The organism is Streptomyces sp. NPDC058619, from assembly GCF_042717785.1.
Taxonomy (GTDB): Bacteria; Actinomycetota; Actinomycetes; order Streptomycetales; family Streptomycetaceae; genus Streptomyces.
The window spans coordinates 282,832-308,317 of the sequence record NZ_JBHXQN010000001.1; the positions used below are offsets into that span (position 1 = coordinate 282,832).

At 69.5% G+C, this 25,486-nt stretch carries 21 protein-coding genes and 3 tRNA genes; 4 read left to right on the forward strand and 20 right to left on the reverse strand.

The genetic code is table 11. The features are described from left to right. Positions 1-92 precede the first annotated feature (92 nt). From ACFWTC_RS01395 to ACFWTC_RS01440, 10 genes are all read right to left on the reverse strand, one after another. Positions 93-3,992: a DNA-directed RNA polymerase subunit beta' gene (locus ACFWTC_RS01395; RefSeq protein WP_383922749.1), complete on the reverse strand. Its 3,900-nt coding sequence runs from the start codon at positions 3,990-3,992 to the stop codon at positions 93-95. Between the two features lie 97 nt (positions 3,993-4,089). Further along, positions 4,090-7,572 carry a DNA-directed RNA polymerase subunit beta gene (gene rpoB / locus ACFWTC_RS01400; protein WP_383922746.1) on the reverse strand — a complete coding sequence of 1,161 codons (3,483 nt, stop codon included), beginning with the start codon at positions 7,570-7,572 and terminating at the stop codon, positions 4,090-4,092. A 588-nt stretch (positions 7,573-8,160) separates the two neighbouring features. Beyond that, positions 8,161-8,541, reverse strand: coding sequence for a 50S ribosomal protein L7/L12 (gene rplL / locus ACFWTC_RS01405; RefSeq protein WP_383922743.1), 381 nt, complete (start codon positions 8,539-8,541; stop codon positions 8,161-8,163). A 110-nt stretch (positions 8,542-8,651) separates the two neighbouring features. Next, positions 8,652-9,182 carry a 50S ribosomal protein L10 gene (gene rplJ, locus ACFWTC_RS01410; protein WP_267724692.1) on the reverse strand — a complete coding sequence of 177 codons (531 nt, stop codon included), beginning with the start codon at positions 9,180-9,182 and terminating at the stop codon, positions 8,652-8,654. 285 nt (positions 9,183-9,467) lie between these two features. Continuing rightward, positions 9,468-10,334 carry an LppX_LprAFG lipoprotein gene (locus ACFWTC_RS01415; RefSeq protein ID WP_383922741.1) on the reverse strand — a complete coding sequence of 289 codons (867 nt, stop codon included), beginning with the start codon at positions 10,332-10,334 and terminating at the stop codon, positions 9,468-9,470. A 182-nt stretch (positions 10,335-10,516) separates the two neighbouring features. Next, on the reverse strand, positions 10,517-11,245 hold the full coding sequence (gene rplA, locus ACFWTC_RS01420; protein WP_383922738.1) for a 50S ribosomal protein L1: 729 nt from the start codon (positions 11,243-11,245) through the stop codon (positions 10,517-10,519). 88 nt (positions 11,246-11,333) lie between these two features. After that, positions 11,334-11,768 (reverse strand): 50S ribosomal protein L11, encoded by a 435-nt coding sequence (gene rplK, locus ACFWTC_RS01425; RefSeq protein WP_267724684.1) that lies wholly within the window; start codon positions 11,766-11,768, stop codon positions 11,334-11,336. Between the two features lie 194 nt (positions 11,769-11,962). Further along, the gene (gene nusG / locus ACFWTC_RS01430) at positions 11,963-12,889 is read right to left on the reverse strand and encodes a transcription termination/antitermination protein NusG (RefSeq protein ID WP_383922735.1); all 927 of its coding nucleotides are present in this window, start codon (positions 12,887-12,889) and stop codon (positions 11,963-11,965) included. Between the two features lie 84 nt (positions 12,890-12,973). After that, on the reverse strand, positions 12,974-13,255 hold the full coding sequence (secE, locus tag ACFWTC_RS01435; RefSeq protein WP_030825982.1) for a preprotein translocase subunit SecE: 282 nt from the start codon (positions 13,253-13,255) through the stop codon (positions 12,974-12,976). A gap of 106 nt (positions 13,256-13,361) precedes the next feature. Beyond that, positions 13,362-13,434, reverse strand: a tRNA-Trp gene (locus tag ACFWTC_RS01440). A gap of 194 nt (positions 13,435-13,628) precedes the next feature. Between ACFWTC_RS01440 and ACFWTC_RS01445 the strand changes: the two genes are divergently transcribed. Both ACFWTC_RS01445 and ACFWTC_RS01450 read left to right on the forward strand, forming a co-directional pair. Beyond that, positions 13,629-14,855, forward strand: a complete 1,227-nt coding sequence (locus tag ACFWTC_RS01445; RefSeq protein WP_267724674.1) for a pyridoxal phosphate-dependent aminotransferase — start codon at positions 13,629-13,631, stop codon at positions 14,853-14,855. A gap of 253 nt (positions 14,856-15,108) precedes the next feature. Next, positions 15,109-16,128 (forward strand): adenosine deaminase, encoded by a 1,020-nt coding sequence (locus ACFWTC_RS01450; protein WP_267724670.1) that lies wholly within the window; start codon positions 15,109-15,111, stop codon positions 16,126-16,128. On the opposite strand, the gene ACFWTC_RS01455 is transcribed toward ACFWTC_RS01450, so the two are convergent. From ACFWTC_RS01455 to ACFWTC_RS01500, 10 genes are all read right to left on the reverse strand, one after another. Further along, positions 16,118-16,534 carry a hypothetical protein gene (locus ACFWTC_RS01455; RefSeq protein WP_267724668.1) on the reverse strand — a complete coding sequence of 139 codons (417 nt, stop codon included), beginning with the start codon at positions 16,532-16,534 and terminating at the stop codon, positions 16,118-16,120. The two genes, ACFWTC_RS01450 and ACFWTC_RS01455, sit on opposite strands and share 11 nt — an antisense overlap. A 16-nt stretch (positions 16,535-16,550) precedes the next feature. Further along, entirely contained in the window at positions 16,551-17,684 is a 1,134-nt protein-coding gene (locus tag ACFWTC_RS01460) for a UDP-N-acetylmuramate dehydrogenase (protein ID WP_384026062.1), read from the reverse strand. Then, a complete protein-coding gene (locus ACFWTC_RS01465; RefSeq protein ID WP_383922731.1) occupies positions 17,681-18,079 on the reverse strand; it encodes a DUF3291 domain-containing protein in 399 nt (132 codons plus the stop codon). Before ACFWTC_RS01465 ends, ACFWTC_RS01460 begins: the two co-directional genes overlap by 4 nt. 133 nt (positions 18,080-18,212) lie before the next feature. After that, on the reverse strand, positions 18,213-19,664 hold the full coding sequence (locus ACFWTC_RS01470; RefSeq protein WP_384025854.1) for an MFS transporter: 1,452 nt from the start codon (positions 19,662-19,664) through the stop codon (positions 18,213-18,215). Between the two features lie 206 nt (positions 19,665-19,870). Continuing rightward, entirely contained in the window at positions 19,871-20,443 is a 573-nt protein-coding gene (locus ACFWTC_RS01475; RefSeq protein ID WP_383922726.1) for a TetR/AcrR family transcriptional regulator, read from the reverse strand. Between the two features lie 879 nt (positions 20,444-21,322). After that, positions 21,323-21,751, reverse strand: a complete 429-nt coding sequence (locus ACFWTC_RS01480) for a MaoC family dehydratase (protein ID WP_383922723.1) — start codon at positions 21,749-21,751, stop codon at positions 21,323-21,325. A gap of 1 nt (position 21,752) precedes the next feature. Continuing rightward, on the reverse strand, positions 21,753-22,205 hold the full coding sequence (locus ACFWTC_RS01485) for a MaoC family dehydratase N-terminal domain-containing protein (RefSeq protein ID WP_383922721.1): 453 nt from the start codon (positions 22,203-22,205) through the stop codon (positions 21,753-21,755). 182 nt (positions 22,206-22,387) lie between these two features. Continuing rightward, positions 22,388-22,552, reverse strand: coding sequence for a 50S ribosomal protein L33 (rpmG, locus tag ACFWTC_RS01490; protein WP_006604855.1), 165 nt, complete (start codon positions 22,550-22,552; stop codon positions 22,388-22,390). Positions 22,553-22,640: 88 nt separating this feature from the next. Further along, a tRNA-Met gene (locus tag ACFWTC_RS01495) sits at positions 22,641-22,713 on the reverse strand. 48 nt (positions 22,714-22,761) lie between these two features. Next, positions 22,762-22,834 (reverse strand) — tRNA-Thr (locus ACFWTC_RS01500). Positions 22,835-23,309: 475 nt separating this feature from the next. On the opposite strand from ACFWTC_RS01500, the gene ACFWTC_RS01505 reads away from it, so the two are divergent. Both ACFWTC_RS01505 and ACFWTC_RS01510 read left to right on the forward strand, forming a co-directional pair. Then, positions 23,310-24,764 (forward strand): amidohydrolase family protein, encoded by a 1,455-nt coding sequence (locus ACFWTC_RS01505; protein WP_384025851.1) that lies wholly within the window; start codon positions 23,310-23,312, stop codon positions 24,762-24,764. A 54-nt stretch (positions 24,765-24,818) separates the two neighbouring features. After that, positions 24,819-25,475 (forward strand): SDR family oxidoreductase, encoded by a 657-nt coding sequence (locus tag ACFWTC_RS01510; RefSeq protein ID WP_383922715.1) that lies wholly within the window; start codon positions 24,819-24,821, stop codon positions 25,473-25,475. Positions 25,476-25,486 lie beyond the last annotated feature (11 nt).

A 25,486-nucleotide genomic window follows, 5' to 3' on the forward strand; every position in this document is an offset into this window, starting at 1 on the left:
CCCGCCGCTGACGCGTCGCGGCGGACCGTGGGAACGCCGCAGGGCGGCCACCCTCTCGGGTGACCGCCCTGCGGTTACTGCTCGTGTCCGACTCAGCCGTTGTACGGGCCGTAGTCGTAGTCCTCCAGCGGGACGGCCTGGCCGGAGCCGGTGCCGAAGGGCGAGTAGTCGATGTCGTCGTAGCCGACGGCCGAGTACATCGCGGCCTTGGCCTCCTCGGTGGGCTCCACCCGGATGTTGCGGTAGCGGGCGAGGCCCGTACCGGCCGGGATGAGCTTACCGATGATGACGTTCTCCTTGAGGCCGATCAAGGAGTCGGACTTGGCGTTGATCGCCGCGTCCGTCAGAACCCTGGTCGTCTCCTGGAAGGACGCCGCCGACAGCCACGACTCGGTCGCGAGCGAGGCCTTGGTGATACCCATCAGCTGCGGACGGCCGGAGGCGGGGTGACCGCCCTCGGTGACCACACGACGGTTCTCGGTCTCGAACTTCGACCGCTCGACCAGCTCGCCCGGCAGGAGCTCCGCGTCGCCGGACTCGATGATCGTCACGCGGCGCAGCATCTGCCGGATGATGATCTCGATGTGCTTGTCGTGGATCGACACGCCCTGCGAGTTGTAGACCTTCTGGACTTCGCCGACCAGGTGGACCTGGACGGCACGCTGACCGAGGATGCGCAGCACGTCGTGCGGGTTGGTGGCACCCGCGGTGAGCTTCTGGCCCACCTCGACGTGGTCGCCCTCGTGCACGACGACCTTGGCGCGCTTGGAGATCGGGAAGGGCGTCTCCTCGCTGCCGTCGTCGGGCGTGATGACGATCTTCTTCGTCTTCTCGGTCTCCTCGATCCGCACGCGGCCGGCGGCCTCGGAGATCGGGGCGACACCCTTCGGGGTACGGGCCTCGAAGAGCTCGACGACACGCGGCAGACCCTGCGTGATGTCGTCACCGGCCACACCACCGGTGTGGAAGGTACGCATCGTCAGCTGGGTACCGGGCTCACCGATGGACTGGGCGGCGATGATGCCGACCGCCTCACCGATGTCGACCAGCTTGCCGGTGGCGAGCGAGCGTCCGTAGCAGAAGGCACAGGTGCCGACCGCGGACTCACAGGTCAGGACCGAGCGGGTCTTGACCTCCTCGACGCCGTTGGCGACCAGGGCGTCGATGAGCACGTCACCGAGGTCGACGTTGGCCGGCGCGATGACCTTGCCGTCGATGACGACGTCCTCGGCCAGCATGCGGGCGTAGATCGAGGTCTCGACGTCGTCGGCCTTGCGCAGCGCGCCGTCCTCGCCGCGAACGGCGATCTTCAGCTTCAGGCCGCGCTCGGTGCCGCAGTCCTCCTCGCGGATGATCACGTCCTGCGAGACGTCCACCAGACGACGGGTCAGGTAACCCGAGTCGGCGGTACGCAGGGCGGTGTCCGCCAGACCCTTACGGGCACCGTGCGTGGAGATGAAGTACTCCAGAACGGTGAGGCCCTCACGGAAGGACGCCTTGATCGGACGCGGGATGGTCTCGTTCTTCGCGTTCGACACCAGACCACGCATACCGGCGATCTGTCGCATCTGCATCATGTTTCCTCGGGCACCCGAGTCAACCATCATGAAGATGGGGTTCGTCTTGGGGAAGTTCGCGTTCATCGCCTCGGCAACCTCGTTGGTCGCCTTGGTCCAGATCGCGATGAGCTCCTGCGTGCGCTCGTCCTTGGTGATCAGACCGCGCTCGTACTGCTTCTGGACCTTCTCGTCCAGCTCCTCGTAGCCCTTGACGATGGCCTTCTTGGCCTCGGGCACGACGACGTCGGAGATGGCCACGGTGACGCCCGAACGGGTCGCCCAGTGGAAGCCGGCCGCCTTCAGGTTGTCGAGCGTCGCCGCCACGATGACCTTGGGGTAGCGCTCCGCCAGGTCGTTGACGATCTCGGAGAGCTGCTTCTTGCCCACCGAGTAGTCGACGAACGGGTAGTCCTCGGGCAGCAGCTCGTTGAAGAGCGCGCGGCCCAAGGTGGTGCGCAGCCGGAAGCTGTCGCCCGGCTGGAACTCCTGCTCGCCCTCTTCGGCGACCGGGTGCGCCCAGCCGCGCGGCGGGATGGTGCCCACCGGGAAGCGGATGTCCACGGCCGACTGGAGCGCCAGCTCGCCGTTGTCGAACGCCATGGTCGCCTCGGCGGTCGAGCCGAACGCACGGCCCTCGCCCTTGACGTCACGGAGCTCGCCGTCGGTGGTCAAGAAGAACAGACCGAGGACCATGTCCTGGGTCGGCATCGTGACCGGACGGCCGTCGGCCGGCTTCAGGATGTTGTTCGAGGACAGCATCAGGATGCGGGCCTCGGCCTGCGCCTCCGCGGAGAGCGGGAGGTGCACGGCCATCTGGTCACCGTCGAAGTCCGCGTTGAACGCGGTGCAGACGAGCGGGTGGATCTGGATGGCCTTGCCTTCGACCAGCTGGGGCTCGAAGGCCTGGATGCCGAGGCGGTGCAGCGTGGGCGCACGGTTCAGGAGGACCGGGTGCTCGGCGATGACCTCTTCGAGCACGTCGTAGACGACCGTGCGGCCGCGCTCGACCATGCGCTTCGCCGACTTGATGTTCTGCGCGTGGTTCAGGTCCACCAGGCGCTTCATCACGAACGGCTTGAAGAGCTCCAGCGCCATGGCCTTGGGCAGGCCGCACTGGTGCAGCTTCAGCTGCGGGCCGACGACGATCACGGAACGCGCGGAGTAGTCCACGCGCTTGCCGAGGAGGTTCTGGCGGAATCGACCCTGCTTGCCCTTGAGCATGTCGCTCAGGGACTTCAGCGGACGGTTGCCGGGACCGGTCACCGGACGACCACGACGACCGTTGTCGAAGAGGGCGTCCACGGCCTCCTGGAGCATGCGCTTCTCGTTGTTCACGATGATCTCGGGGGCACCGAGGTCGAGAAGGCGCTTCAGGCGGTTGTTGCGGTTGATCACGCGGCGGTACAGGTCGTTCAGGTCGGAGGTCGCGAAGCGGCCACCGTCCAGCTGCACCATCGGACGCAGGTCCGGCGGGATCACCGGCACGCAGTCCAGAACCATGCCCTTGGGCTTGTTGCTGGTCTGCAGGAACGCGGAGACGACCTTGAGGCGCTTGAGCGCGCGGGTCTTCTTCTGGCCCTTGCCGGTACGGATGATCTCGCGGAGGCGCTCGGCCTCCTCCTCGAGGTCGAAGGACTCCAGGCGCTTCTGCAGCGCGGCGGCGCCCATGCAGCCGTCGAAGTACGTGCCGAAGCGGTCACGCAGCTCGCGGTACAGGAGCTCGTCGCCCTCCAGGTCCTGGACCTTGAGGTTCTTGAAGCGGGCCCACACCTCGTCGAGGCGGTCGATCTCGCGCTGGGCGCGGTCACGGAGCTGCTTCATCTCGCGCTCGGCGCCTTCGCGCACCTTGCGGCGCACGTCGGCCTTCGCGCCCTCGGCCTCGAGCTCGGCCAGGTCGGTCTCGAGCTTCTTGGCACGGCCTTCGAGGTCCGCGTCGCGGCGGTTCTCGATCTGCTGGCGCTCGACGGAGACGTGGGCCTCCAGCGACGGGAGGTCGCGGGTGCGGCGCTCGTCGTCCACGAACGTGATCATGTACGCGGCGAAGTAGATGACCTTCTCGAGGTCCTTCGGCGCGAGGTCCAGCAGGTAGCCCAGGCGCGACGGGACGCCCTTGAAGTACCAGATGTGGGTGACGGGAGCGGCGAGCTCGATGTGGCCCATCCGCTCGCGGCGCACCTTGGCGCGCGTGACTTCGACGCCACAGCGCTCACAGATGATGCCCTTGAAGCGGACACGCTTGTACTTGCCGCAGTAGCACTCCCAGTCCCGGGTCGGGCCGAAGATCTTCTCGCAGAAGAGTCCGTCCTTCTCGGGCTTGAGCGTGCGGTAGTTGATGGTCTCCGGCTTCTTGACCTCGCCGTGGGACCAGGTTCGGATGTCGTCCGCGGTGGCAAGGCCGATCCGCAGCTCGTCGAAGAAGTTGACGTCGAGCACTGTGCGTCAATCCCTCTTTCGGGGTCGAGTCTCAATCATGGTCTGAACGGTCCCGGGGATGACGGGGGGCTCTTGAGCGAGCCCCCCGTCAGGCCCGTCAGACCTCTTCGACGCTGCTCGGCTCACGCCGGGACAGGTCGATACCGAGCTCCTCCGCCGCGCGGAAGACGTCCTCGTCGGTGTCGCGCATCTCGATGGACATGCCGTCCGAGGACAGCACCTCCACGTTGAGGCAGAGCGACTGCATTTCCTTGATGAGCACCTTGAAGGACTCGGGAATGCCCGGCTCGGGGATGTTCTCGCCCTTGACGATGGCCTCGTAGACCTTCACGCGGCCGGTGACGTCATCGGACTTGATGGTCAGCAGCTCCTGGAGGGCGTAAGCGGCGCCATAAGCCTCGAGCGCCCACACCTCCATCTCACCGAAGCGCTGGCCACCGAACTGCGCCTTACCACCCAGCGGCTGCTGCGTGATCATCGAGTACGGACCGGTCGACCGAGCGTGGAGCTTGTCGTCGACCAGGTGGTGGAGCTTGAGGATGTACATGTAGCCGATCGAGACCGGCTCCGGGAACGGCTCGCCGGAGCGGCCGTCGAACAGGTGCGCCTTGCCGGTCGGGAGGACCAGGCGGTCCCCGTCGCGGTTCGGGATGGTGTGCTCGAACAGGCCGGCGAGTTCGTCCTCGCGGGCGCCGTCGAACACCGGGGTGGCGACGTTGGTACCGGGCGCGACCTTGTCGGCACCGATGACCTTCAGACGCTCGGCCCAGTCCTCGGCGAGGCCGGAGACGTCCCAGCCGCGGCTGGCGAGCCAGCCGAGGTGAATCTCCAGGACCTGTCCCGGGTTCATTCGGGACGGGACACCCAGCGGGTTCAGGATGATGTCGACCGGCGTGCCGTCCTCAAGGAAGGGCATGTCCTCGATCGGAAGGATCTTGGAGATGACACCCTTGTTGCCGTGGCGGCCGGCGAGCTTGTCACCATCGGTGATCTTGCGCTTCTGGGCGACGTAGACGCGGACCAGCTGGTTCACGCCCGGAGGAAGCTCGTCGCCCTCCTCGCGGTCGAAGACGCGGACACCGATGACCTTGCCGATCTCACCGTGAGGGACCTTGAGCGAGGTGTCACGCACCTCGCGGGCCTTCTCACCGAAGATCGCACGGAGCAGGCGCTCCTCCGGGGTCAGCTCGGTCTCACCCTTGGGCGTGACCTTGCCGACCAGGATGTCGCCGGCGACGACGTCCGCACCGATGCGGATGATGCCGCGCTCGTCGAGGTCCGCGAGGACCTCCTCGGAGACGTTCGGGATGTCCCGGGTGATCTCCTCGGGACCGAGCTTGGTGTCACGGGCGTCGACCTCGTGCTCCTCGATGTGGATCGAGGAGAGGACGTCGTCCTGCACGAGGCGCTGCGACAGGATGATCGCGTCCTCGTAGTTGTGACCTTCCCACGGCATGAACGCGACGAGCAGGTTCTTGCCGAGGGCCATTTCGCCCTCTTCGGTCGCCGGTCCGTCGGCGAGGACCTGGGACTCGACGATCCGGTCACCCTCGTTGACGATGACCTTCTGGTTGACCGAGGTGCCCTGGTTCGAGCGGGAGAACTTGGCGACGCGGTACGTGGTGTACGTGCCGTCGTCGTTGGCGACGGTGACGTAGTCGGCCGAGACCTCCTGGACGACACCGTCCTTCTCCGCACGGATCGAGTCACCGGCGTCGACCGCACAGCGGTACTCCATGCCGGTGCCGACGAGCGGGGCCTCCGCCTTGATGAGCGGAACGGCCTGGCGCATCATGTTCGCGCCCATGAGGGCGCGGTTGGCGTCGTCGTGCTCCAGGAAGGGGATCATCGCGGTCGCGACGGACACCATCTGGCGCGGGGAGACGTCCATGTAGTCGACGTCGTCGCCGGCGATGTAGTCGATCTCGCCGCCACGACGACGAACCAGCACGCGGTTCTCGGTGAAGCGCATCTCGTCGGACAGGCCGGCGTTGGCCTGGGCGATGACGAAGCGGTCTTCCTCGTCGGCCGTCAGGTAGTCGACCTCGTCCGTGACGAAACCGTCGATGACCTTGCGGTACGGGGTCTCGACGAAACCGAACGCGTTGACGCGACCGTAGGACGCGAGCGAGCCGATCAGACCGATGTTCGGGCCTTCGGGGGTCTCGATCGGGCACATGCGGCCGTAGTGCGACGGGTGGACGTCTCGGACCTCGAAGCCGGCCCGCTCACGGGACAGACCGCCGGGGCCCAGCGCCGACAGGCGGCGCTTGTGGGTCAGACCCGACAGCGGGTTGTTCTGGTCCATGAACTGCGACAGCTGGCTGGTGCCGAAGAACTCCTTGATGGAGGCGACGACCGGCCGGATGTTGATCAGGGTCTGCGGCGTGATCGCCTCGACGTCCTGGGTCGTCATGCGCTCGCGGACGACGCGCTCCATACGAGCCAGACCCGTGCGGACCTGGTTCTGGATGAGCTCGCCGACGTTGCGCAGACGACGGTTGCCGAAGTGGTCGATGTCGTCGGTCTCGACCACGATCGAACGGCCGGACTCGCCGGTCGTCTCGGTCTCGCCGGCGTGCAGCTTGACCAGGTACTTGATCGTTGCGATGACGTCGTCGGTGGTGAGCACGCCGGCGTCCAGCGGCTCGTCGGCGCCGAGCTTCTTGTTCACCTTGTAGCGGCCGACCTTGGCGAGGTCGTAGCGCTTCGGGTTGAAGTAGAGGTTCTCGAGCAGCGTCTGAGCGGCCTCGCGGGTCGGCGGTTCGCCCGGACGCAGCTTGCGGTAGATGTCGAGCAGCGCGTCGTCCTGACCCTGGGTGTGGTCCTTCTCCAGGGTGGCGCGCATGGACTCGTACTCGCCGAACTCCTCGAGGATCTGCTCGGTGGTCCAGCCGAGAGCCTTCAGGAGGACGGTGACGGACTGCTTGCGCTTGCGGTCGATGCGGACACCGACCATGTCGCGCTTGTCGATCTCCATCTCCAGCCAGGCACCCCGGGACGGGATGATCTTGGCCGCGAAGATGTCCTTGTCGGACGTCTTGTCGATGGAGGAGTCGAAGTAGACACCGGGGGAGCGGACAAGCTGCGACACGACGACACGCTCGGTGCCGTTGATGACGAAGGTGCCCTTGTTGGTCATGAGCGGGAAATCGCCCATGAAGACCGTCTGAGACTTGATCTCTCCGGTCTCGTTGTTCGTGAACTCGGCTGTGACGAACAGCGGCGCCGCGTACGTGAAGTCGCGGTCCTTGCACTCGTCGACAGAGTTCTTCGCCGGCTCGAAACGGTGGTCGCGGAAGGTCAGCGACATCGACCCGGAGAAGTCCTCGATCGGCGAGATCTCCTCGAAGATCTCTTCCAGACCGGACTTGGTGGGGACGTCCTGTCCACTCTCAAGCGCCGACTCGACGCGAGACTTCCAGGCAGCGTTGCCGAGAAGCCAGTCAAAGCTCTCGGTCTGCAGCGCCAGGAGGTTCGGAACCTCGAGGGGCTCCTTGATCTTTGCAAAGGAGATGCGCAGCGGGGCGGTGCTGGCACCGTTGTTCGTATTGGTCGAGGCGTTGCGCGAGGCGGCCAAGAGGGGGTCCTTCCGAGGGCTCGGACTCACTACGCGCGTACCGGTCCCAGCTGACACAGAAGACCTTCGTTATCCGATCCGGCCGAAGGGCCAGGTCAGGACGATCAATCAGGTGTGCTCAAACGTGGGTATGCCCCTGGCGACGGGCAGGGGGCAGCTAACAGGCAGCGCAAAGGGTCAGTGTAGCCACTTGGCTCACTGATGTCCAGACCAGGTTTCCGGAAACCGGCAACAGGCCTTCCCCATGTCGTCAATCAAACCCTGCGTCCAACGCTTCGGCCCTCGTACCTCGTACACAGAGCGCGTATCAGTACTGCCCTCTTCGTAGTCGATCCATGCCTAGGATCCCGGATCGAACTTGTCCGAGCGGGCCCGAGCCGGCGACGGATCTGAGAATTGCGCGCCGCGTCCCGTTCGTCAAGGCCCCCTGCTCCGAGCGGATCATCTTCGGACCCTGCCGCGGAGCAACGATGATCACCCTACTCCCCAACGAGACCAGGGCAAGTCAGGCACTGCGGGTACGCCGAAGGGCGACCACCCTTACGGGTGATCGCCCTTCGCAGGAGCCTCAGTGAGGCCCCAGAGGTGTTACTTGACCTCGACAGCCGCGCCGGCAGCCTTGAGGGACTCGGCAGCCTTGTCAGCGGCCTCCTTGGCGACCTTCTCGAGAACGGGCTTCGGGGCGCCGTCCACGAGGTCCTTGGCCTCCTTGAGGCCCAGGGAGGTCAGCTCGCGCACGACCTTGATGACCTGGATCTTCTTGTCGCCGGCACCGGTGAGGATGACGTCGAACTCGTCCTGCTCCTCCGGGGCCTCGGCAACGGCGCCCGGGCCGGCCGGGGCGGCGGCGACGGCCGCGGCGGCGGTGACGTCGAACTTCTCCTCGAAGGCCTTCACGAACTCGGAGAGCTCGATGAGGGTCATCTCCTCGAACTGGGCGAGGAGGTCGTCCTGAGAGAGCTTCGCCATGATGGGCGATCCTTCCACTAATTCGGCAGGTGCCGGATGTATAGAGAGGCGGGCGTAACGGCCCGCTACGACCCACGCACTAGGCGGCGTGGATCAGTGCGCGAGCCGAGTTACTCGGCACCGCCCTGCTCGGCGAGCTTGACGCGAAGCGCTTCCGCAGTGCGGACGAACTTCGACGGCAGCGCCTGGAAGAGCGAGGCAGCCTGAGACTGCTTGCCCTTGAACGCGCCGGCCAGCTTGCTGAGCAGAACCTCGCGGGACTCGAGGTCCGCGAGCTTCTTGATCTCATCGGCGGTCAGCGCCTTACCGTCAAGGACACCGCCCTTGATGATGAGGTTCGGGTTCTCCTTGGCGAAGTCACGCAGGCTCTTCGCCGACTCCACCGGGTCACCGGTGATGAAGGCGACCGCGGTCGGACCAGCGAAGTGCTCGTCCAGCGCGGTGATCCCGGCCTGGTTGGCCGCAATCTTGGTCAGCGTGTTCTTCACCACGGCGTACTGGGCGTTCTCACCGAGCGAACGACGCAGCGTCTTGAGCTGCGCCACGGTGAGACCCCGGTACTCGGTCAGCACGGCGGCGTTCGAGCTCTGGAACTGGTCCGTGAGCTCGGCTACCGCGGCAGCCTTGTCGGGCCTTGCCATAGAGCGTCGGCCTCCTTCCGGGTGATGAGGACCGCTCAGAAGGGGCTGAACAAAACGAAACGCCCCGGCGCAAGCGCACGGGGCGTAAGCTCGACCGAACTACTCCGGGAGCTTCTCCACGAACACCTGCGCAGGACGTCCGCAGTCAACGGATCCTTCGGCCACCGAAACCCTTGCGGGGCACGGCAACGACCAGCGGTCTTTGGCTTCTCGTGAAGAGTACGTGAAACGGCCCAGCCGAGGCAAATCGCCTCAGGAGAACTTCAAACCGCCCAGTCGTGGGACTCAGGCGGTGCCGTCCGCGCCGTCCTTCATCCTTTCCGCCAGGTCCACGACCTGGTCGGCCGGCGGCGCCGTGATCTCGACGGGCTGGTTGACGTCGAGGAACTTGACGGTGACGTCCATCGGGCCCGAGGTGCCCTGGCCGCGGGTGCGGACCTGCTTGGTCTGGTCGGCCTCGTCGATCCAGATGTCCATCGTCAGTTCCTTGATGCCCTGGGCCTCCAGCATCTTCAGGTTCTTCTCCTGGCGGGCCTTGGCCTCGGGCGTGGTGGCGGCGTTCTGGCCCTTCAGCTGGTCCAGCGCGACCGTGCCCGCCAGGTGGGTGGTCCTCTGGCCGTCGACGGACTCCTCGCCGACGACTTTCAGGTCCTTGGACAGGCTCAGGTCGTTCGCCTTGTCGCCCGGGTTCTCGCCCTGCTGACCGCCGCCGAGGGCGTCCAGCCTCTTGGCCTCGTCCGGAGCCATCGCCTTCAGGTCGAACTTCATCCACTTGCCCTCGCTGCCCAGGTAGAGGGCGCCGTCGAGGAGGCGGATGCCGACGTTCTGCCCGGGCGTCTCGGGCGAGGCCATCGTCATGGACATCGCGACGGTGGGCTTGAGGCGCATGGAGGCCTCGCCGGAGATCGTCCCGCCCCCCGCGGTGCCGGACATGGTGTACCGCAGCGAGGTGATCTCCGCGGACTTCTTCTTCGTCTTCTCCAAAAACGCGGCCGGCGTGACCGCGGCCGGCGTCTGGGCGGCCCGGGACGGCGCCGGAGCGGCGGCGCCGTCCCTCTTCGCGCCCTTCCCGTCCTCACACGCCGTGGCCCCGCCCACGAGCAGTACGGCGGCCAGCGCGGCGCCGATGGTCTTCCTGCGGTATGCAGACATGGAGGTCCCCACCCCTTGTGTGATCGTTGACTGATCCCGACTGTACGTACCCGTGACGATCGAACGCGCGTCCATTACGGGCCTCGTGCCCGCTTTGTGGCACGGAACACGGAAAACGGGCCCTCCACCGCCCGTGAAGGGTGGTGGGGGGCCCGCTCAGCCGTGCAGGGAGCCGGTCAGGCTCAGACCGCGGCCGGGTCTTCCTCGACGAGGAGGTTCCGGGTGCGGTTGGAGTCCAGCTGGATGCCGGGGCCCATCGTGGTGCTCAGGGCGGCCTTCTTGATGTAGCGGCCCTTCGCGGCGGACGGCTTCAGACGCAGGATCTCGTCCAGGGCCGCGCCGTAGTTCTCGACCAGCTGCTCATCGGAGAAGGAGACCTTGCCGATGATGAAGTGCAGGTTCGAGTGCTTGTCGACGCGGAACTCGATCTTGCCACCCTTGATCTCGGTGACGGCCTTGGCGACGTCCATGGTGACGGTGCCGGTCTTCGGGTTCGGCATGAGGCCACGGGGACCGAGCACGCGGCCGAGGCGGCCGACCTTGCCCATGAGGTCCGGGGTGGCGACAACGGCGTCGAACTCGTTGAGGCGGTTGCCCTTGGCGATCTCGCCGATCAGCTCGTCGTCGCCGACGATGTCGGCGCCGGCGGCTTCCGCGGCCGCAGCACGGTCACCGGTCGCGAAGACCAGGACCCGGGCGGTCTTGCCGGTGCCGTGCGGGAGGTTCACGGTGCCACGCACCATCTGGTCGGCCTTGCGCGGGTCGACACCCAGGCGGAAGGCGACCTCGACGGTGCTGTCGAACTTGGTCGCGGAGGTCTCCTTGGCGATACGGACGGCCTCGAGCGGGGCGTACTGCTTCTCCCGGTCGATCTTGGCGTCCGCAGCGCGGAGGGTCTTGCTGCGCTTCACTTCTGCTCCTGTGTTGTGATTCAGGCGTGGAGTCGTGGTGCGGACCAGCGCTTGGTCCTACCACTGGTGGTGCTGGGGGGTGGCTGAATCAGCCTTCGACCGTGATGCCCATCGAACGCGCGGTGCCGGAGATGATCTTCTCCGCGGCGTCGATGTCGTTGGCGTTCAGGTCCGGCATCTTGAGCTCGGCGATCTCGCGGACCTGGGCGCGCGTCAGCTTCGCGACCTTGGTCTTGTGCGGCTCGCCGGAGCCCTTCTCCACGCCCGCGCTCTTCAGGATGAGGCGCGCGGCCGGCGGAGTCTTGGTGATGAAGGTGAAGGAGCGGTCGTCGTAGACCGTGATCTCCACCGGCACGACCATGCCACGCTGCGACTCGGTCGCGGCGTTGTAGGCCTTGCAGAACTCCATGATGTTGACGCCGTGCTGACCGAGCGCGGGGCCGACCGGCGGAGCCGGGTTGGCCGCGCCGGCCTTGATCTGGAGCTTGATAAGCCCCGTGACCTTCTTCTTCTTGGGAGGCATTGCTCTCTCCGGGTCCTAGTGAGAGTTTTCAGCCGCACATCCGGTCATCCGGACGGAGGCATACCGCACCACGATAACGGGTATCGGCGCGGGGCTAAAAACCGAGCAGGTCAGACCGCCCTTGAGGGGCGATCTGACCTGTCCGGAAGCTGTGGCTCAGAAGCCGTCACTCACGCGAAGTGGCTCAGCGCGGGTCAGTTCTTCTGGATCTGGTCGAAGCTGAGCTCGACCGGGGTCTCGCGGCCGAAGATCTCGACGAGACCCTTGACCTTCTTCGAGTCCGGGTTGATCTCGTTGATGGTCGCCTGCAGCGTCGCGAACGGGCCGTCGGTGACGGTGACCGAGTCGCCGACCTCGAAGTCCAGGACCTCGATGGTCCGCTTGACGGAGGGCGCCGGCAGGCCAGCCTCTTCCGCGGCGGCCTTGGCGGCCTTCTCCTGCGCCTCCGGGGCGAGCATCTTGACGATCTCGTCCAGCGTCAGCGGGTACGGGTCGTACGCGTTGCCGACGAAGCCGGTGACACCAGGCGTGTTGCGGACGACGCCCCAGGACTCGTTCGTCAGATCCATGCGGACGAGAACGTAGCCGGGCAGCTTGTTCTGCCGGACGTTCTTGCGCTCGCCGTTCTTGATCTGGACGATCTCTTCCTCGGGCACCTCGGCCTGGTAGATGAACTCCTCGACGTTCAGCGAGACGGCGCGCTGCTCCAGGTTGGCCTTCACGCGCTTCTCGTAGCCGGCGTAGGTGTGGATCACGTACCACTCGCCGGGCAGGAGGCGCAGCTCCTCGCGGAGGGCCTGGACGGGGTCGACCGGCTCGACCGGGGCGGCCTCTTCGGCCTCCTCGTCGGCGTCTGCCTCGACCGCGTCCCCGACCTCGTCGGCAGCCTCGTCGTCGTCGGCCTCTGCGACCTCGGCGTCGTCCTCGACCTCGGCGTCAGCCTCGCCCTCGACCTCGACGTGGAGCGCGGCCTCCTCGGCGGCGACACCCGCCTCGGCGTCCGCGAGCTCTGCCTCGTCGGGGTCCACGGCGTCGGCAGCCTCGACGATGTCGAGCTGGTCCTCAACGGACTCGACGGACTCGACGGACTCGTCGCTCGCGTTCAGGTTCGGGTCAGACACGGTGGCTGCTTCTTCCTGGATACAAAAGGTGGTGGAACATGCGAAAACGGGCGGCACCCATCAAGGCGCCGCCCTCCGCGGGGATCAGCCGAAGACGAACTTGATGGCTTCCTGGAACCCATAGTCAATCACGGTCACCAGACCGATCATGATGACCACGAAGACAATCACCACGGTGGTGTACGTCGTGAGCTGGTTGCGAGTGGGCCATACAACCTTGCGGAGTTCCGCGACGATCTGGCGGTAGAACAACGCGAGACGACCCAGGGGGCCCTTCTTGCCGCGCTTACCGCCCTTGCGGGCCTTCTTCTCGCGCGTCTCGTCCTCGGCGTCAGGCATGTCGATGGAGCCCAGGGCGTCCGTCACGTCTCTCACCTGAATCCGGGTCGTGGCCGTACCGCGCCCGGTTGCGCCGCACGGCGTTGCAGAAGTACGTACCTGCGCACACACATCCTCTAAATGGAGTGTGGAGCAGGGCCGGAGGGACTCGAACCCCCAACCGCTGGTTTTGGAGACCAGTGCTCTACCAATTGAGCTACGACCCTTTGCGTCCCCCAACCTACCGCATCCGGACGAGTGCACGGAGTGCTCACACTCTGGAGCGGCTGGCGAGGTCCAACGACAGGTGAGTGTACGTGAACCGGGCCCTGACGTCGAACAGAACCCTCTCTGACATCCGTGCGGTCCGGTGACTGAAACGGTGTGCGGCCGTTCTCGGCGGTCTGGGACGATTGGCCGCATGACCTCTGCAACGCCTTCCTCCGAGCGCCGGGTGTCCGCCCGTATCGGCGCCATTTCCGAGTCCGCCACCCTCGCCGTGGACGCCAAGGCCAAGGCCCTCAAGGCCGCCGGGCGCCCGGTGATCGGCTTCGGCGCGGGCGAGCCCGACTTCCCGACGCCGGACTACATCGTCGAGGCCGCCGTCGAGGCCTGCCGCAACCCCAAGTACCACCGCTACACGCCGGCCGGCGGTCTTCCCGAGCTGAAGGCCGCGATCGCCGCGAAGACCCTGCGCGACTCCGGCTACGAGGTGGACGCGTCGCAGGTCCTGGTGACCAACGGCGGCAAGCAGGCGATCTACGAGGCCTTCGCGGCCATCCTGGACCCGGGTGACGAGGTCATCGTCCCGGCTCCGTACTGGACCACCTACCCGGAGTCCATCCGCCTCGCCGGCGGTGTCCCGGTCGAGGTCGTCGCCGACGAGACCACCGGCTACCGGGTGTCCGTCGAGCAGCTGGAGGCCGCGCGCACCGAGCGCACCAAGGTCGTCCTCTTCGTCTCCCCGTCCAACCCGACGGGCGCCGTCTACAGCGAGGCCGACGCCGAGGCGATCGGCCGCTGGGCCGCGGACAAGGGCCTGTGGGTCCTGACCGACGAGATCTACGAGCACCTGGTCTACGGCGACGCGAAGTTCGTCTCCCTGCCGGCGATCGTCCCCGAGCTGGCCGACAAGTGCATCATCGTCAACGGCGTCGCCAAGACGTACGCGATGACCGGCTGGCGGGTGGGCTGGATCATCGGCCCGAAGGACGTCGTCAAGGCCGCGACCAACCTGCAGTCGCACGCCACCTCCAACGTCTCCAACGTGGCCCAGGTCGCGGCGCTCGCCGCCGTCTCCGGCAGCCTGGACGCGGTGCACGAGATGCGCACCGCCTTCGACCGCCGCCGCCAGACGATGGTGCGGATGCTGAACGAGATCGACGGTGTCCTCTGCCCGACCCCCGAGGGCGCGTTCTACGTGTACCCGTCCGTGAAGGACGTCCTCGGCAAGGAGATCCGCGGCAAGCGCCCGCAGACCTCCGTCGAGCTGGCCGCCCTGATCCTGGACGAGGCCGAGGTCGCGGTCGTCCCGGGCGAGGCCTTCGGCACCCCCGGTTACCTGCGCCTCTCGTACGCCCTGGGCGACGAGGACCTGGTGGAGGGCGTGTCCCGGATCCAGAAGCTCCTTGCGGAGGCCAAGGCCTAGAGCGGCCCGCGGCAGAACCCCGAGTGGCGGTCACCCCCCGAGGGCGGCCGCCACTCGGCATTCCCGGCCCCGGGCGGCGTGCTTCCGGCCTCGGCGGCGTGTGGGCGCGGGTCCGGGCGGAGCCCGGGAGGCCCGCCGCAGCGGACCGGGCCGCCGCCTCCGCACTCCCTCCGCGCCCGCTCGCGTGTTCGAGCAAGCCCCCGATGGGTAAAACGCCCTCCCGCTCGGCGCGTGCGTACGGCAGGATCACCAGATGGAGCACGCACGCGATCTCACGCTTCTGCCGAAAGCGCACCTCCACCTGCACTTCACCGGCTCGATGCGACCATCGACCCTGCTGGAGCTCGCCGACAAGTACGGCGTCCGCCTCCCCGACGCCCTGACCGGCGGGGAGCCGCCCAAGCTGCGCGCCACCGACGAGCGCGGCTGGTTCCGCTTCCAGCGGCTGTACGACGCCGCCCGGTCCTGCCTCCGCGAGCCCGACGACATCCGCCGCCTGGTCCGCGAGGCGGCCGAGGAGGACGTACGGGACGGCAGCGGCTGGCTGGAGATCCAGGTGGATCCCACGTCCTACGCGCCCCTGCTCGGCGGCATGATCCCGGCCGTCGAGATCATCCTCGACGCCGTCGACTCGGCCTCCCGCGAGACCGGCCTGGGGATGCGGGTGGTCATCGCCGCGAACCGCATGAAGCACCCGCTGGACGCCCGCACCCTGGCCCGCCTCGCCGTCCGGTACGCCGACCGCGGCGTCGTCGGCTTCGGGCTCTCCAACGACGAACGCCGGGGCATGGCCCGCGACTTCGACCGGGCCTTCGCCATCGCCCGCGAGGGCGGCCTCCTCGCCGCCCCGCACGGCGGCGAGCTCACCGGCCCGGCCTCGGTCCGCGACTGCCTGGACGACCTGCACGCGGCCCGCATCGGGCACGGGGTACGGGCCGCCGAGGACCCGCGGCTGCTCAAGCGCCTCGCCGACCGGCAGATCACCTGCGAGGTCTGCCCGGCCTCGAACGTCGCCCTCGGGGTGTACGAGCGGCACGAGGACGTACCGCTGCGGACGCTCTTCGAGGCGGGCGTCCCGATGGCGCTGGGCGCGGACGACCCGCTGCTGTTCGGGTCCCGGCTGGCGGCCCAGTACGAGATCGCCCGTACGCACCACGCCTTCACGGACGCGGAGCTCGCCGAGCTGGCCCGTCAGTCGGTGCGCGGTTCGGCCGCGCCCGAGGAGGTGCAGGCCAAGCTGCTGGCGGGGATCGACCAGTGGCTCAGCGGGTGAGCCGCAGGTCCCCCTCGTAGCAGTCGGCGCGCACCCGGCCGCCGTCCGGGAAGCCGATCTCCAGGTGGGTGCGGCCCTGTTCGGGCAGGGCGTACTCGGCGACCGAGGCGACGGTCTCGCCGAGGTGGCGCAGGAAGGGGTGGTCGCCGAGGTCCTCGCCGACCTCGATGCGGCCCCACTCCCCCATGTCGTACGGCGCGTGCGGCGCCGCGGACTCGACGATGAGGCACTGGTCGGACCCGGTGGTGATCCGGATGGAGTCGCCGACGCTGTCGATCAGCCAGACGTCGAGGGGGGCCTCGGAGCGCTCGCCGTCGCTGATGTGCCAGGACGCGACGACTCTGCTGAGCGTGCGCCCCACGAGGCGGGTGGGGTCCGTACCGGCCCCGTGGAGGGGACAGAGCATGGGCGGCCGGGGCTCCTCAGATGCTGACGCCGACCGTCACCGGCTCGTTGACGAGGGTGACGCCGAATGCCGCGTGGACGCCCGCGACGACCTCGCGGGCCAGGGTGAGGAGGTCTTCGGTGGTGGCCTCGCCGCGGTTGGTGAGGGCGAGGGTGTGCTTGGTGGAGATGCGCGCGGGGCCCGTGCCGTAGCCCTTGGCGAAGCCGGCCTTGTCGATGAGCCAGGCGGCGCTGGTCTTCGTACGGCCGTCGCCCGCGGGGTAGGCGGGCGGGGCCGTGTCGGGCCCGAGGCGGTCCTGGACGCGGGCGAGGAAGGCGGCGTAGGCCTCGTCGGTCAGGACCGGGTTGTGGAAGAAGGAGCCGGCGGACCAGGTGTCGTGGTCGGCGGGGTCGAGGACCATGCCCTTGCCGGCCCGCAGGCGCAGTACGGTCTCGCGGGCGGTGGCGGCCGGGACCCGGTCGCCGGCCTCGACGCCGAGGGCGCGGGCGGTCTCGGGGTACTTGACCGGCGCGGAGAGGCCGCCGGCGTCTTCCAGGGCGAAGCGGACGCGCAGGACGACGTACCGCTCGGGCTGGTGCTTGAAGGTGCTGTCGCGGTATGAGAACGCGCACTTGGCGGCGGTCAGCGTGACCGTCTCGCCGCGGGTGCGGTCGTAGGCGACGACCTCGGTGATGGTGTCGCGGACTTCCTGTCCGTACGCACCGACGTTCTGGATCGGGGTGGCGCCCGCGGAGCCGGGAATCCCGGCGAGGCACTCGATCCCGGCGAGGCCGGCTTCGACGGTGCGGGCGACGGCGTCGCTCCAGTTCTCGCCCGCGGCGAGCTCCAGGGTGGTGCCGTCGAGGGTGAATCCGGTGGTGGCGATGCGCAGGGCGGTGCCGTCGAAGCCGCGGTCGCCGATGACCAGGTTGCTGCCGCCGCCGATGACCAGGAGCGGGGTGCCGCTCTCGTCCGCGGCGCGGACGGCGGCGACGACCTCGGCGTCGGTGGTCGCGGTGATCAGGCGGGCGGCGGGACCACCGAGACGGAAGGTGGTCAGCGGGGCGAGGGGGGCGTCGTGGAGTTCCTGCACGGGGACAAGAGTACGGTCCGTGCCCCTCGCATCCCTGCGGGGCCACGGACCGGGACACGTGGTCGGGTGACGGCTCAGCGTTCCGCGACCTGTTCGGCGAGGCGGCGCTCGGCCTCGGCCCAGGTGATCGGGAGCTCGGAGGCCCGTACGGTCCAGAAGACGAAGGCCGACTCCTTCATGTACGCGGCGGCGGCGCGGGAGCCGGAGCGGTGCGGCTCGCTGCGGGCGAAGCGGTAGAGCGCGTCCCGGTCCTCCCAGGCGGAGAGGGTGAGGAACGTACGGCCGAGGACGCGGGCCCGCAGGGCGGTCCCGTGGGCGCCGGGGGCCTTGCGGACCTGGCCGACGATGCCGGGGGCCTTGAGGAGGAACCGGACGGCGCCGGCGAGGGTGGCGGTCTCGAAGCGGGAGGCCATGACGTAGACCTCGGCGTCGGGGGCGGGCGGGGTGGGCGTGGACCAGGGGATGTCGGGCATGGCGCGTACTCCTTCACGGAGGCGGGACGTACGGGGCGCTGTGCGGGGCGGGGCGCGGTCGGGGGCTCGGCGTCGGGGCCGGGGCGGGGTGCGGGGCCGGGGCGGTGCTGGGCCGGGGCGGGGCGGTGCGGGTTCAGCCGGCGGCCGGGACCTTGACCGGCGCCGTGCCCGCCGTGGCGGCGGTCCCGGCCGGGGCGTCCTTCGGCTTGCGCGGGAGCAGGAGGGCCAGGGCGGCGGCGAGGGCGACCGCTCCGGCGCCGATCCACAGGGCGGGGACGGTGCCGTCGGTGAAGGCCTGCGGGGTCTCGTAGCCGCCCTGGGCGGAGAACACGGAGGCCAGGACGGCGACGCCGAGGGCTCCGCCGACCTCGCGGAGGGCGTTGTTGGCGCCCGAGGCCCGGCCCTGGTCGGCGGGTGCCACGGTGGACATCAGCACGTTGGCGGCGGGGGCGAAGTACAGGGCCATGCCGATTCCGCTGAGGATCAGCGCCGGCAGCTGGGCGGCGTACGAGACGTCCGTGTCGAGGACGGCCGCGAACCAGCCGAGGCCGAGCGCCTGGAGCGCCAGCCCGGTGGCGACGACGGGCCGGCCGCCGATGCGGTCGGAGAGGATGCCGGCGATGGGGGCGACGATCATCGGCATGCCGGTCCAGGGGAGCATCCGCAGCCCGGCCTCGGTGGGCGAATACCCGGCGACGCCCTGGAGGAACTGGCTGAGCAGGAAGATCGAGCCGAACATGCCGAGGAACATCAGCAGGCTGGCGAGGTTGATGCCGAGGAAGCCGCGGTCGCGGAAGAGCCGCATGGGGAGCATGGAGTCGGCGTTGCGGAAGCCGTGGTGGACGAACCCGCCGACGAGCGCGGTACCGGCGATGAGACCGGTGAGGACGGGGGCGCTGGTCCAGCCCTCGGCGTTGGCGTTGACCAGGGCGTAGACGATGCCGAAGAGGCCGCCGCTGATGAGCAGGGTGCCGGGGATGTCGAGGCGGGCGCCGGGGGCGGTGGACTCGGCGAGGCGCAGGCGGGAGAGCGGTATGAGGGCGAGGCCGATCGGGACGTTGAGCCAGAAGATCCACTGCCAGGAGATGTGCTCGGTGAGGCTGCCGCCGATGAGGGGACCGCTGGCGACGGCGAGGCCGGTGACGGCTCCGTAGATCCCGAGGGCCATGCCGCGGCGGGCGGCCGGGACGGCGGCGGTGAGCAGGGTGAGGGTGAGCGGCATCATGACCGCCGCGCCGACGCCCTGGACGGCGCGGGCGGCGATGAGCTCGTCGATGCCGGGCGAGAGGGCGGCCGCGGCGGAGGCGAGGGTGAAGACAGAGAGGCCGGCGATGAACAGCCGTCGGCGGCCGAACCGGTCCCCCAGGGCGGCACCGAACATCAGGAGGACGGCGAAGGTGAGCGTGTACGCGTTCACCGTCCATTCCAGGTCTTCCAGCCCGCCGCCGAGGTCCGCGCGGATGGCGGGGAGCGCGGTGGTGACGACGAGGTTGTCGAGGGCGGCCATGAAGCTGGCGACGCCGGTGAGGACGAGGGCCCAGACGGCCGGTCCGCGGAGCTTGGTGTCGGTGCCTTGCGTGGTCACGGTTTCCCCCTGGGGGTTGTTAGTTATCAATGACTAACTTTCGCGGGCAGAAAGACGCGCTGCCGGTCTCACGGGTACGTACGGGCGCGGCGGGCGCCGTCCGCGGACCTGACCGCGGCCGGCCGGGCCGCGGGGGGCGGGCCGCGGCTGGCCGGCCCGTTCCGCGGCGTGCCGCGGCGTAACGCTTCGGGTGACGCAGTGGGGTGCTACTCCTCGCCGGCCGGCTTGGGCCGGACCTCCGGATAGCAGCCCTCCCACATCCGGTGGCCGGGCGGGAACCCCATGGCGGCGAGGGTGTTGATGAGCATTCCGTACGCCAGGAAGGTCGTGGTCTCGCCGACATCCGCCCCGAGGGGCACGTGCACGGTGTCCCACAGCTCGACCCAGGCGGCGCGCACCATCTCCCCGAACTCCGGCTCGCCGGCCGCTTCGGCCGCGGCCACGGCCAGGTACGTCTGGAGCTGCATCTGGAGTTTGTCGGGCTGGTCGGTGATGAGCTGCATGTACGCCGCCCCCATGACCTGGACCGCGTCGTCGTCCCCCTCGACCCCCTTCGCGGCCTCTTCGAAGACGAGCCGGACGTCCTCCATGCAGCGGGTGGCTGCCGCGAGGAACATGGCCTGCTTGTTGGGGAAGAGCCGGAAGAGGTACGGCTGCGAGACGCCCACCCGCTTGGCGATCGCCTCGGTGGAGGTCCCGTAGTAGCCGCCACGGGCGAACTCCAGCATCGCCGCACGAATGACGCTCTCGCGTCGCTCTTCTGCGCTCATCCTTGCCATGCCTGAAAGTTAGTACTCAATCACTAACTACGTCAAGGGCCGCGCGAGCGGTAGCCCGACGCGCTCGCGGGACCGTACGGGGCAGCCCGATGCGGAGGTTCAACCTGCCGGGGCCCGCGCCGCGGCGGGTCCGGAGGGCGGGCACCGGACGGACCGGAGGTTCCGGGCGACCGGGAACTGCAAGCGGGGCGGAATGCGGGGCCCGGGGTTCACGAGGGGCGGCGGGGGCGAGAGACGATGCGGAGTCGCATCCCACGCCACCTCAGGCGGAAGCCCGCTGGTGGCTCGGTAGGGCAGGCCAACCGGAAGCACCTGAAGCAGTCGCCACGAGGCGGCGGGCCGACACAGCGACTGCGCACGGGGCGCTGACCCTCCTGGCGCGCTCCGCCCGAAGCCGGGCGCGGACCGAAGCCGGGCGCGGACCGAAGCCGGGCGCGGACCGAAAAGCGAGGCGCGGACCGAAGCCGGGCACGGACCGAGGCGCCTCGTCCCGCCCGTATGGCCAGGGCTTGGTCCAAGCCTGACCGCGTCCCGTCATGCCACACGCCCCTCCCACGCAGGCAGCGGAGCCAGGCCTCAGCCCCGGCTCCGCGTCCCACCCGTGCTGGCGCGGCCCCCGGGGCTCCGCGGCCCACCCGTACAGGCGGGCGAAGTGAGGCCCTGACCACAGCGCCACGCCGCATCCGTACGGCGCGGCGGCGGCGGAGGGGCCAGGCCTCCGCTGCGGTGTCGGCACCCGCCGCAGCCGTATCGGACGGGGACGGAGCGGGGCTTGGCCTCAGCCGTGCGGCGAGGGCGGGGCCCAGCCGGCTCAGCCCCCGCGGCCTGGCCGTACGGCAGGCAGTCGGGCGGGGGCGGGCCGGGGTCCCGGGCCGGGTGTCAGCTCAGCACCACCACGGCGCGGGACATGCCGAGGACCTTCTGGCCGGCGCTCATGGCCGTCAGGTCGACCCGGACCCGGTTGTCGTCCAACTTGGCGGCCACCTTGCCCGTGACCTCGATGAGGCCGCCCCGGTCGTCGTTCGGGACCACGACCGGCTTGGTGAAGCGCACCCCGTACTCGATGACCGCGCCCGGGTCGCCGACCCAGTCGGTGACCACGCGGATCGCCTCGGCCATGGTGAACATGCCGTGCGCGATCACGTCCGGCAGCCCCACCTCCGTGGCGAACTTCTCGTTCCAGTGGATCGGGTTGAAGTCCCCCGAGGCGCCGGCGTACCGCACCAGCGTGGCGCGCGTCACGGGGAAGGACCCCGCGGGAAGCTCGGTGCCGACCTCGACGTCGGCGTACTTGATCTGCGCAGCCATGTCAGGCCTCCTGGGGGGCGCGGGAGACGAGTTTCGTCCAAGCCGTCACCACGTGCTCGCCGGTCTCGTCGTGGACCTCGCCGCGGATGTCGATGATGTCGTTGCCAGCCATCGACTTCACGGCCTCGATCGTGGAGGTCACCGAGAGCCGGTCACCGGCACGCACCGGGCGGGTGTAGGCGAACTTCTGGTCCCCGTGGACCACGCGGCTGTAGTCCAGCCCCAGCTGCGGGTCGTCGACGACCTGGCCGGCCGCCGCGAAGGTGATGGCGAACACGAAAGTCGGCGGAGCGATCACGTCGGGGTGACCGAACTGCTTCGCGGCCTCGCGGTCGGTGTAGACGGGGTTTTCGTCACCCACCGCTACCGCGAATTCGCGGATCTTCTCCCGGCCGACCTCGTAGGGATCGGTGGGCGGGTAGCTCCGGCCCACGAAGGACTGGTCGAGAGCCATGACTCACTACCTCCTGATGAAGGGATCACGAAAGACACAAAACAGGGTGCGGAGGCACACGGGGGCCGATCCGGAATCCTTGGACGCGGCCTGTGCGGCCGGTCGCGGAAACGACATGAGGCCGCCCCCTGTAAAAGGGGACGACCTCATGACTGTGCCTGTTTAACGAGACTTCGCTGGGGTCAGCGGGTCTCGCGGTGCGCGGTGTGCGAGTTGCAACGCGGGCAGTGCTTCTTCATCTCAAGACGGTCCGGGTCGTTACGCCGGTTCTTCTTGGTGATGTAGTTCCGCTCCTTGCACTCCACGCAGGCCAGCGTGATCTTCGGGCGGACGTCGGTGGCAGCCACGTGAGTGCTCCTTGACGGAAATTGGGACGGATGAACGCATACAAGAGTAGCCGACCGGGAGACCGACCCCGCAATCGGCTACTGTGTGTAGCGGCGACCGGACTTGAACCGGTGACACAGCGATTATGAGCCGCTTGCTCTACCGACTGAGCTACGCCGCTTTGATGTGATCGCTTCCCCACCCGAGGGCGGGGAACCTCTCTCACCAGAGCCCCAATGCGGAATCGAACCGCAGACCTTCTCCTTACCATGGAGACGCTCTACCGACTGAGCTATTGGGGCGAGCGATGAAGACATTACACGGTTGCCCGCCGATCGCCCAAATCCTTTGCGGCAGCAGGGCTCCGAGGGGGCGGGGCACCTTTTTCGATCACGCCTCAGGGCGCTTCAGAACCCGATTCCGGGCAGATTGTGGGCGGGTTCACACGCGCACCTCCGCCCTGGAGCACCACCGGGGGCCTGCGAGGTCCCGCAGCGCAGGACGAGACGAGCGCCCGTTCGGGCCGCAGTCGCGGGCGCGGTCGCATCACGCGCGGTCGCACGCGCGCACAGGCGCGTTCGCCGGTGCGGCCGCGGGCCCGATACCGGGCGCACGCGCGGGCGCGGGCACCGTATGCGGGCACCACACCGGTACGACTATTCGCCTCCTCCGCGAAGGGGGGTGCGGCGCGCCCTAGGCTGCGAGCACGCTGCGTGATCTTGGGGCGCTGGGCCGCGGCCACGGCCCAGGAGCCGCCCGAGCCACCGCAGGAGCGCGATGTCCGACAGCCCGCCGCCGCAGCCGTTCCACTCCCCCCGCAGCCGCAGCGGCCACGCCGAGGGCGACGCCCTCGGCCCCTCCCGCGGTGCCGGTGCCGGTGCCGGTGCCGGTTCAGAGCACGCCTCAGGGCCCGCCTCTGCCTCCGGCCCCGGCTCTTACTCCGGCTCCGGCTCCGGCTCCGGCTCCGGCTCCGGTGCGGGCCTATGGCCCGGGCGGCCGTACCGGCCCGAGCCCGGTCACCCCGCCACCGCCGAGGCCACCACCCTGCTGCTCACCGGGGCCCGTCTCACGGACGGCCGTACCGTCGACGTACGCCTCGGCGGCGGCCGCATCCAGGCCGTCGGCACCGCCGGCAGCCTCCCCGCGCCCGCCCCGTCCCGGGTGGACCTGAGCGGGTACCTGCTGCTGCCCGCCCCCGCCGAGCCGCACGCCCACGGCGACACCGCCCTGACCGCGGACGGCGAGGGCCCCGTCTCCTACGCTCCCGACGAGGTCCAGCGGCGGGCCACCGAAGCGGCGCTGCTCCAGCTCGGACACGGCGCCACCGCCGTGCGCTCGCACGTCCGGATCGGCGACGTGCACGGCCTCGGCCCCATGGAGGCGGTCCTCGCGGCCCGCCGGTCCCTGCGCGGGCTCACCGACCTCACCACGGTGGCGGTACCCCGGCTGCTGACCGGGGTGGCCGGCGCGGACGGGCTGGCCATGCTGCGGGACGCCGTCAAGATGGGCGCCTCCGTGATCGGCGGCTGCCCCGACCTGGACCCCGACCCGACGGGCTTCCTCGAAGAGGTCCTGGCACTCGCGGCCGAGCACGGCTGCCCCGTGGACCTCCACACGGACGGTGACGACCCCGCCCGCCTCTCCCGGCTCGCGGCGATGGCCGGGGGGCTTCGCCCCGGGGTGACGGTCGGCCCGTGCGGCGGGCTCTCCCGGCTCCCGCTGGACGCGGCGACCCGCGCCGCCGACCAGCTCGCCGCGGCCGGCGTCCGGGTCACCTGCCTCCCCCAGGGCGACTGCGCGGCCCTGGAGCGCCGCGGCCTGCGCACCGCGCCCGTACGCCTGCTGCGCGCCTCGGGGGTACGGGTCGCGGCCGGCAGCGGGGCCCTGCGGGACGCCGGGAACCCGGTCGGCCGCGGCGACCCGCTCGAAGCCGCGTACCTGCTGGCCTCCCAGGGCGGACTGCGCGCGGGCGAGGCGTACGACTCGATCAGCGCCGCCGCCCGTGAGGCCATGGGCCTGCCGGAGGTGCGCGTCGAGGCCGGCTTCCCGGCGGAGCTGCTCGCCGTGCGCGGGGACCGGCTCGCGGGCGTGCTCTCCCTCGCGTACAGCCGGATCGTGATCCACCGCGGCCGGGTCGTAGCCCGGACGAGTGCCGTACGGGAGTACTGCGACTCCGCCGTCGCGGTCGCCCTGGACCTGCCCCGGCAGGGCCGCACGGAGCCCGGACCCTGAAGGTTCGCCGGGCGTTCGCGGGCGTGCGCGCCCGGCTCGTCGTACGGTCGGGGCATGCGCATCGTCATCGCGGGTGGACACGGTCAGATCGCGCTGCGGCTGGAGCGCCTGCTCGCCGCGCGCGGGTACGAGGTCGCGGGCATCGTCCGCGACCCGGCACAGGGCGACGCCCTCAGGGAGGCGGGCGCCGAACCGGTGCTGTGCGATCTGGAGTCGGCCTCGGTGGAGCACGTCGCGGGCATCCTCGAGGGAGCGGACGTGGCCGTCTTCGCGGCGGGCGCGGGCGCCGGCAGTGGTGTGGAGCGCAAGGACACCGTGGACCGCGGAGCGGCCGTCCTGTTCGCCGACGCGGCGGAACGGGCTCGCGTACGGCGTTTCCTGATGGTCTCTTCGATGGGCGCGGATGCCTGGCACGAGGGCGACGAGGTCTTCGACGTCTACCTGCGGGCGAAGGGGGAGGCGGACGACTACGTCCGCACGCGGCTCGGCCTGGAGTGGACGGTCCTGCGCCCCGGCTCCCTGATCGACGACGCGGGGAACGGCCTGGTCCGCCTGGAGGCCCGTACGGGCCGCGGGTCGGTTCCGCGCGACGACGTGGCCGCGGTGCTGGCCGAACTGGTCGAGACCCCGGCGACGGCGGGCCTGACCCTGGAGCTGACGTCCGGTTCGACCCCGGTCACGGTGGCGGTCAAGGACGTGGCGGGCAACTGACGGACCGGGGG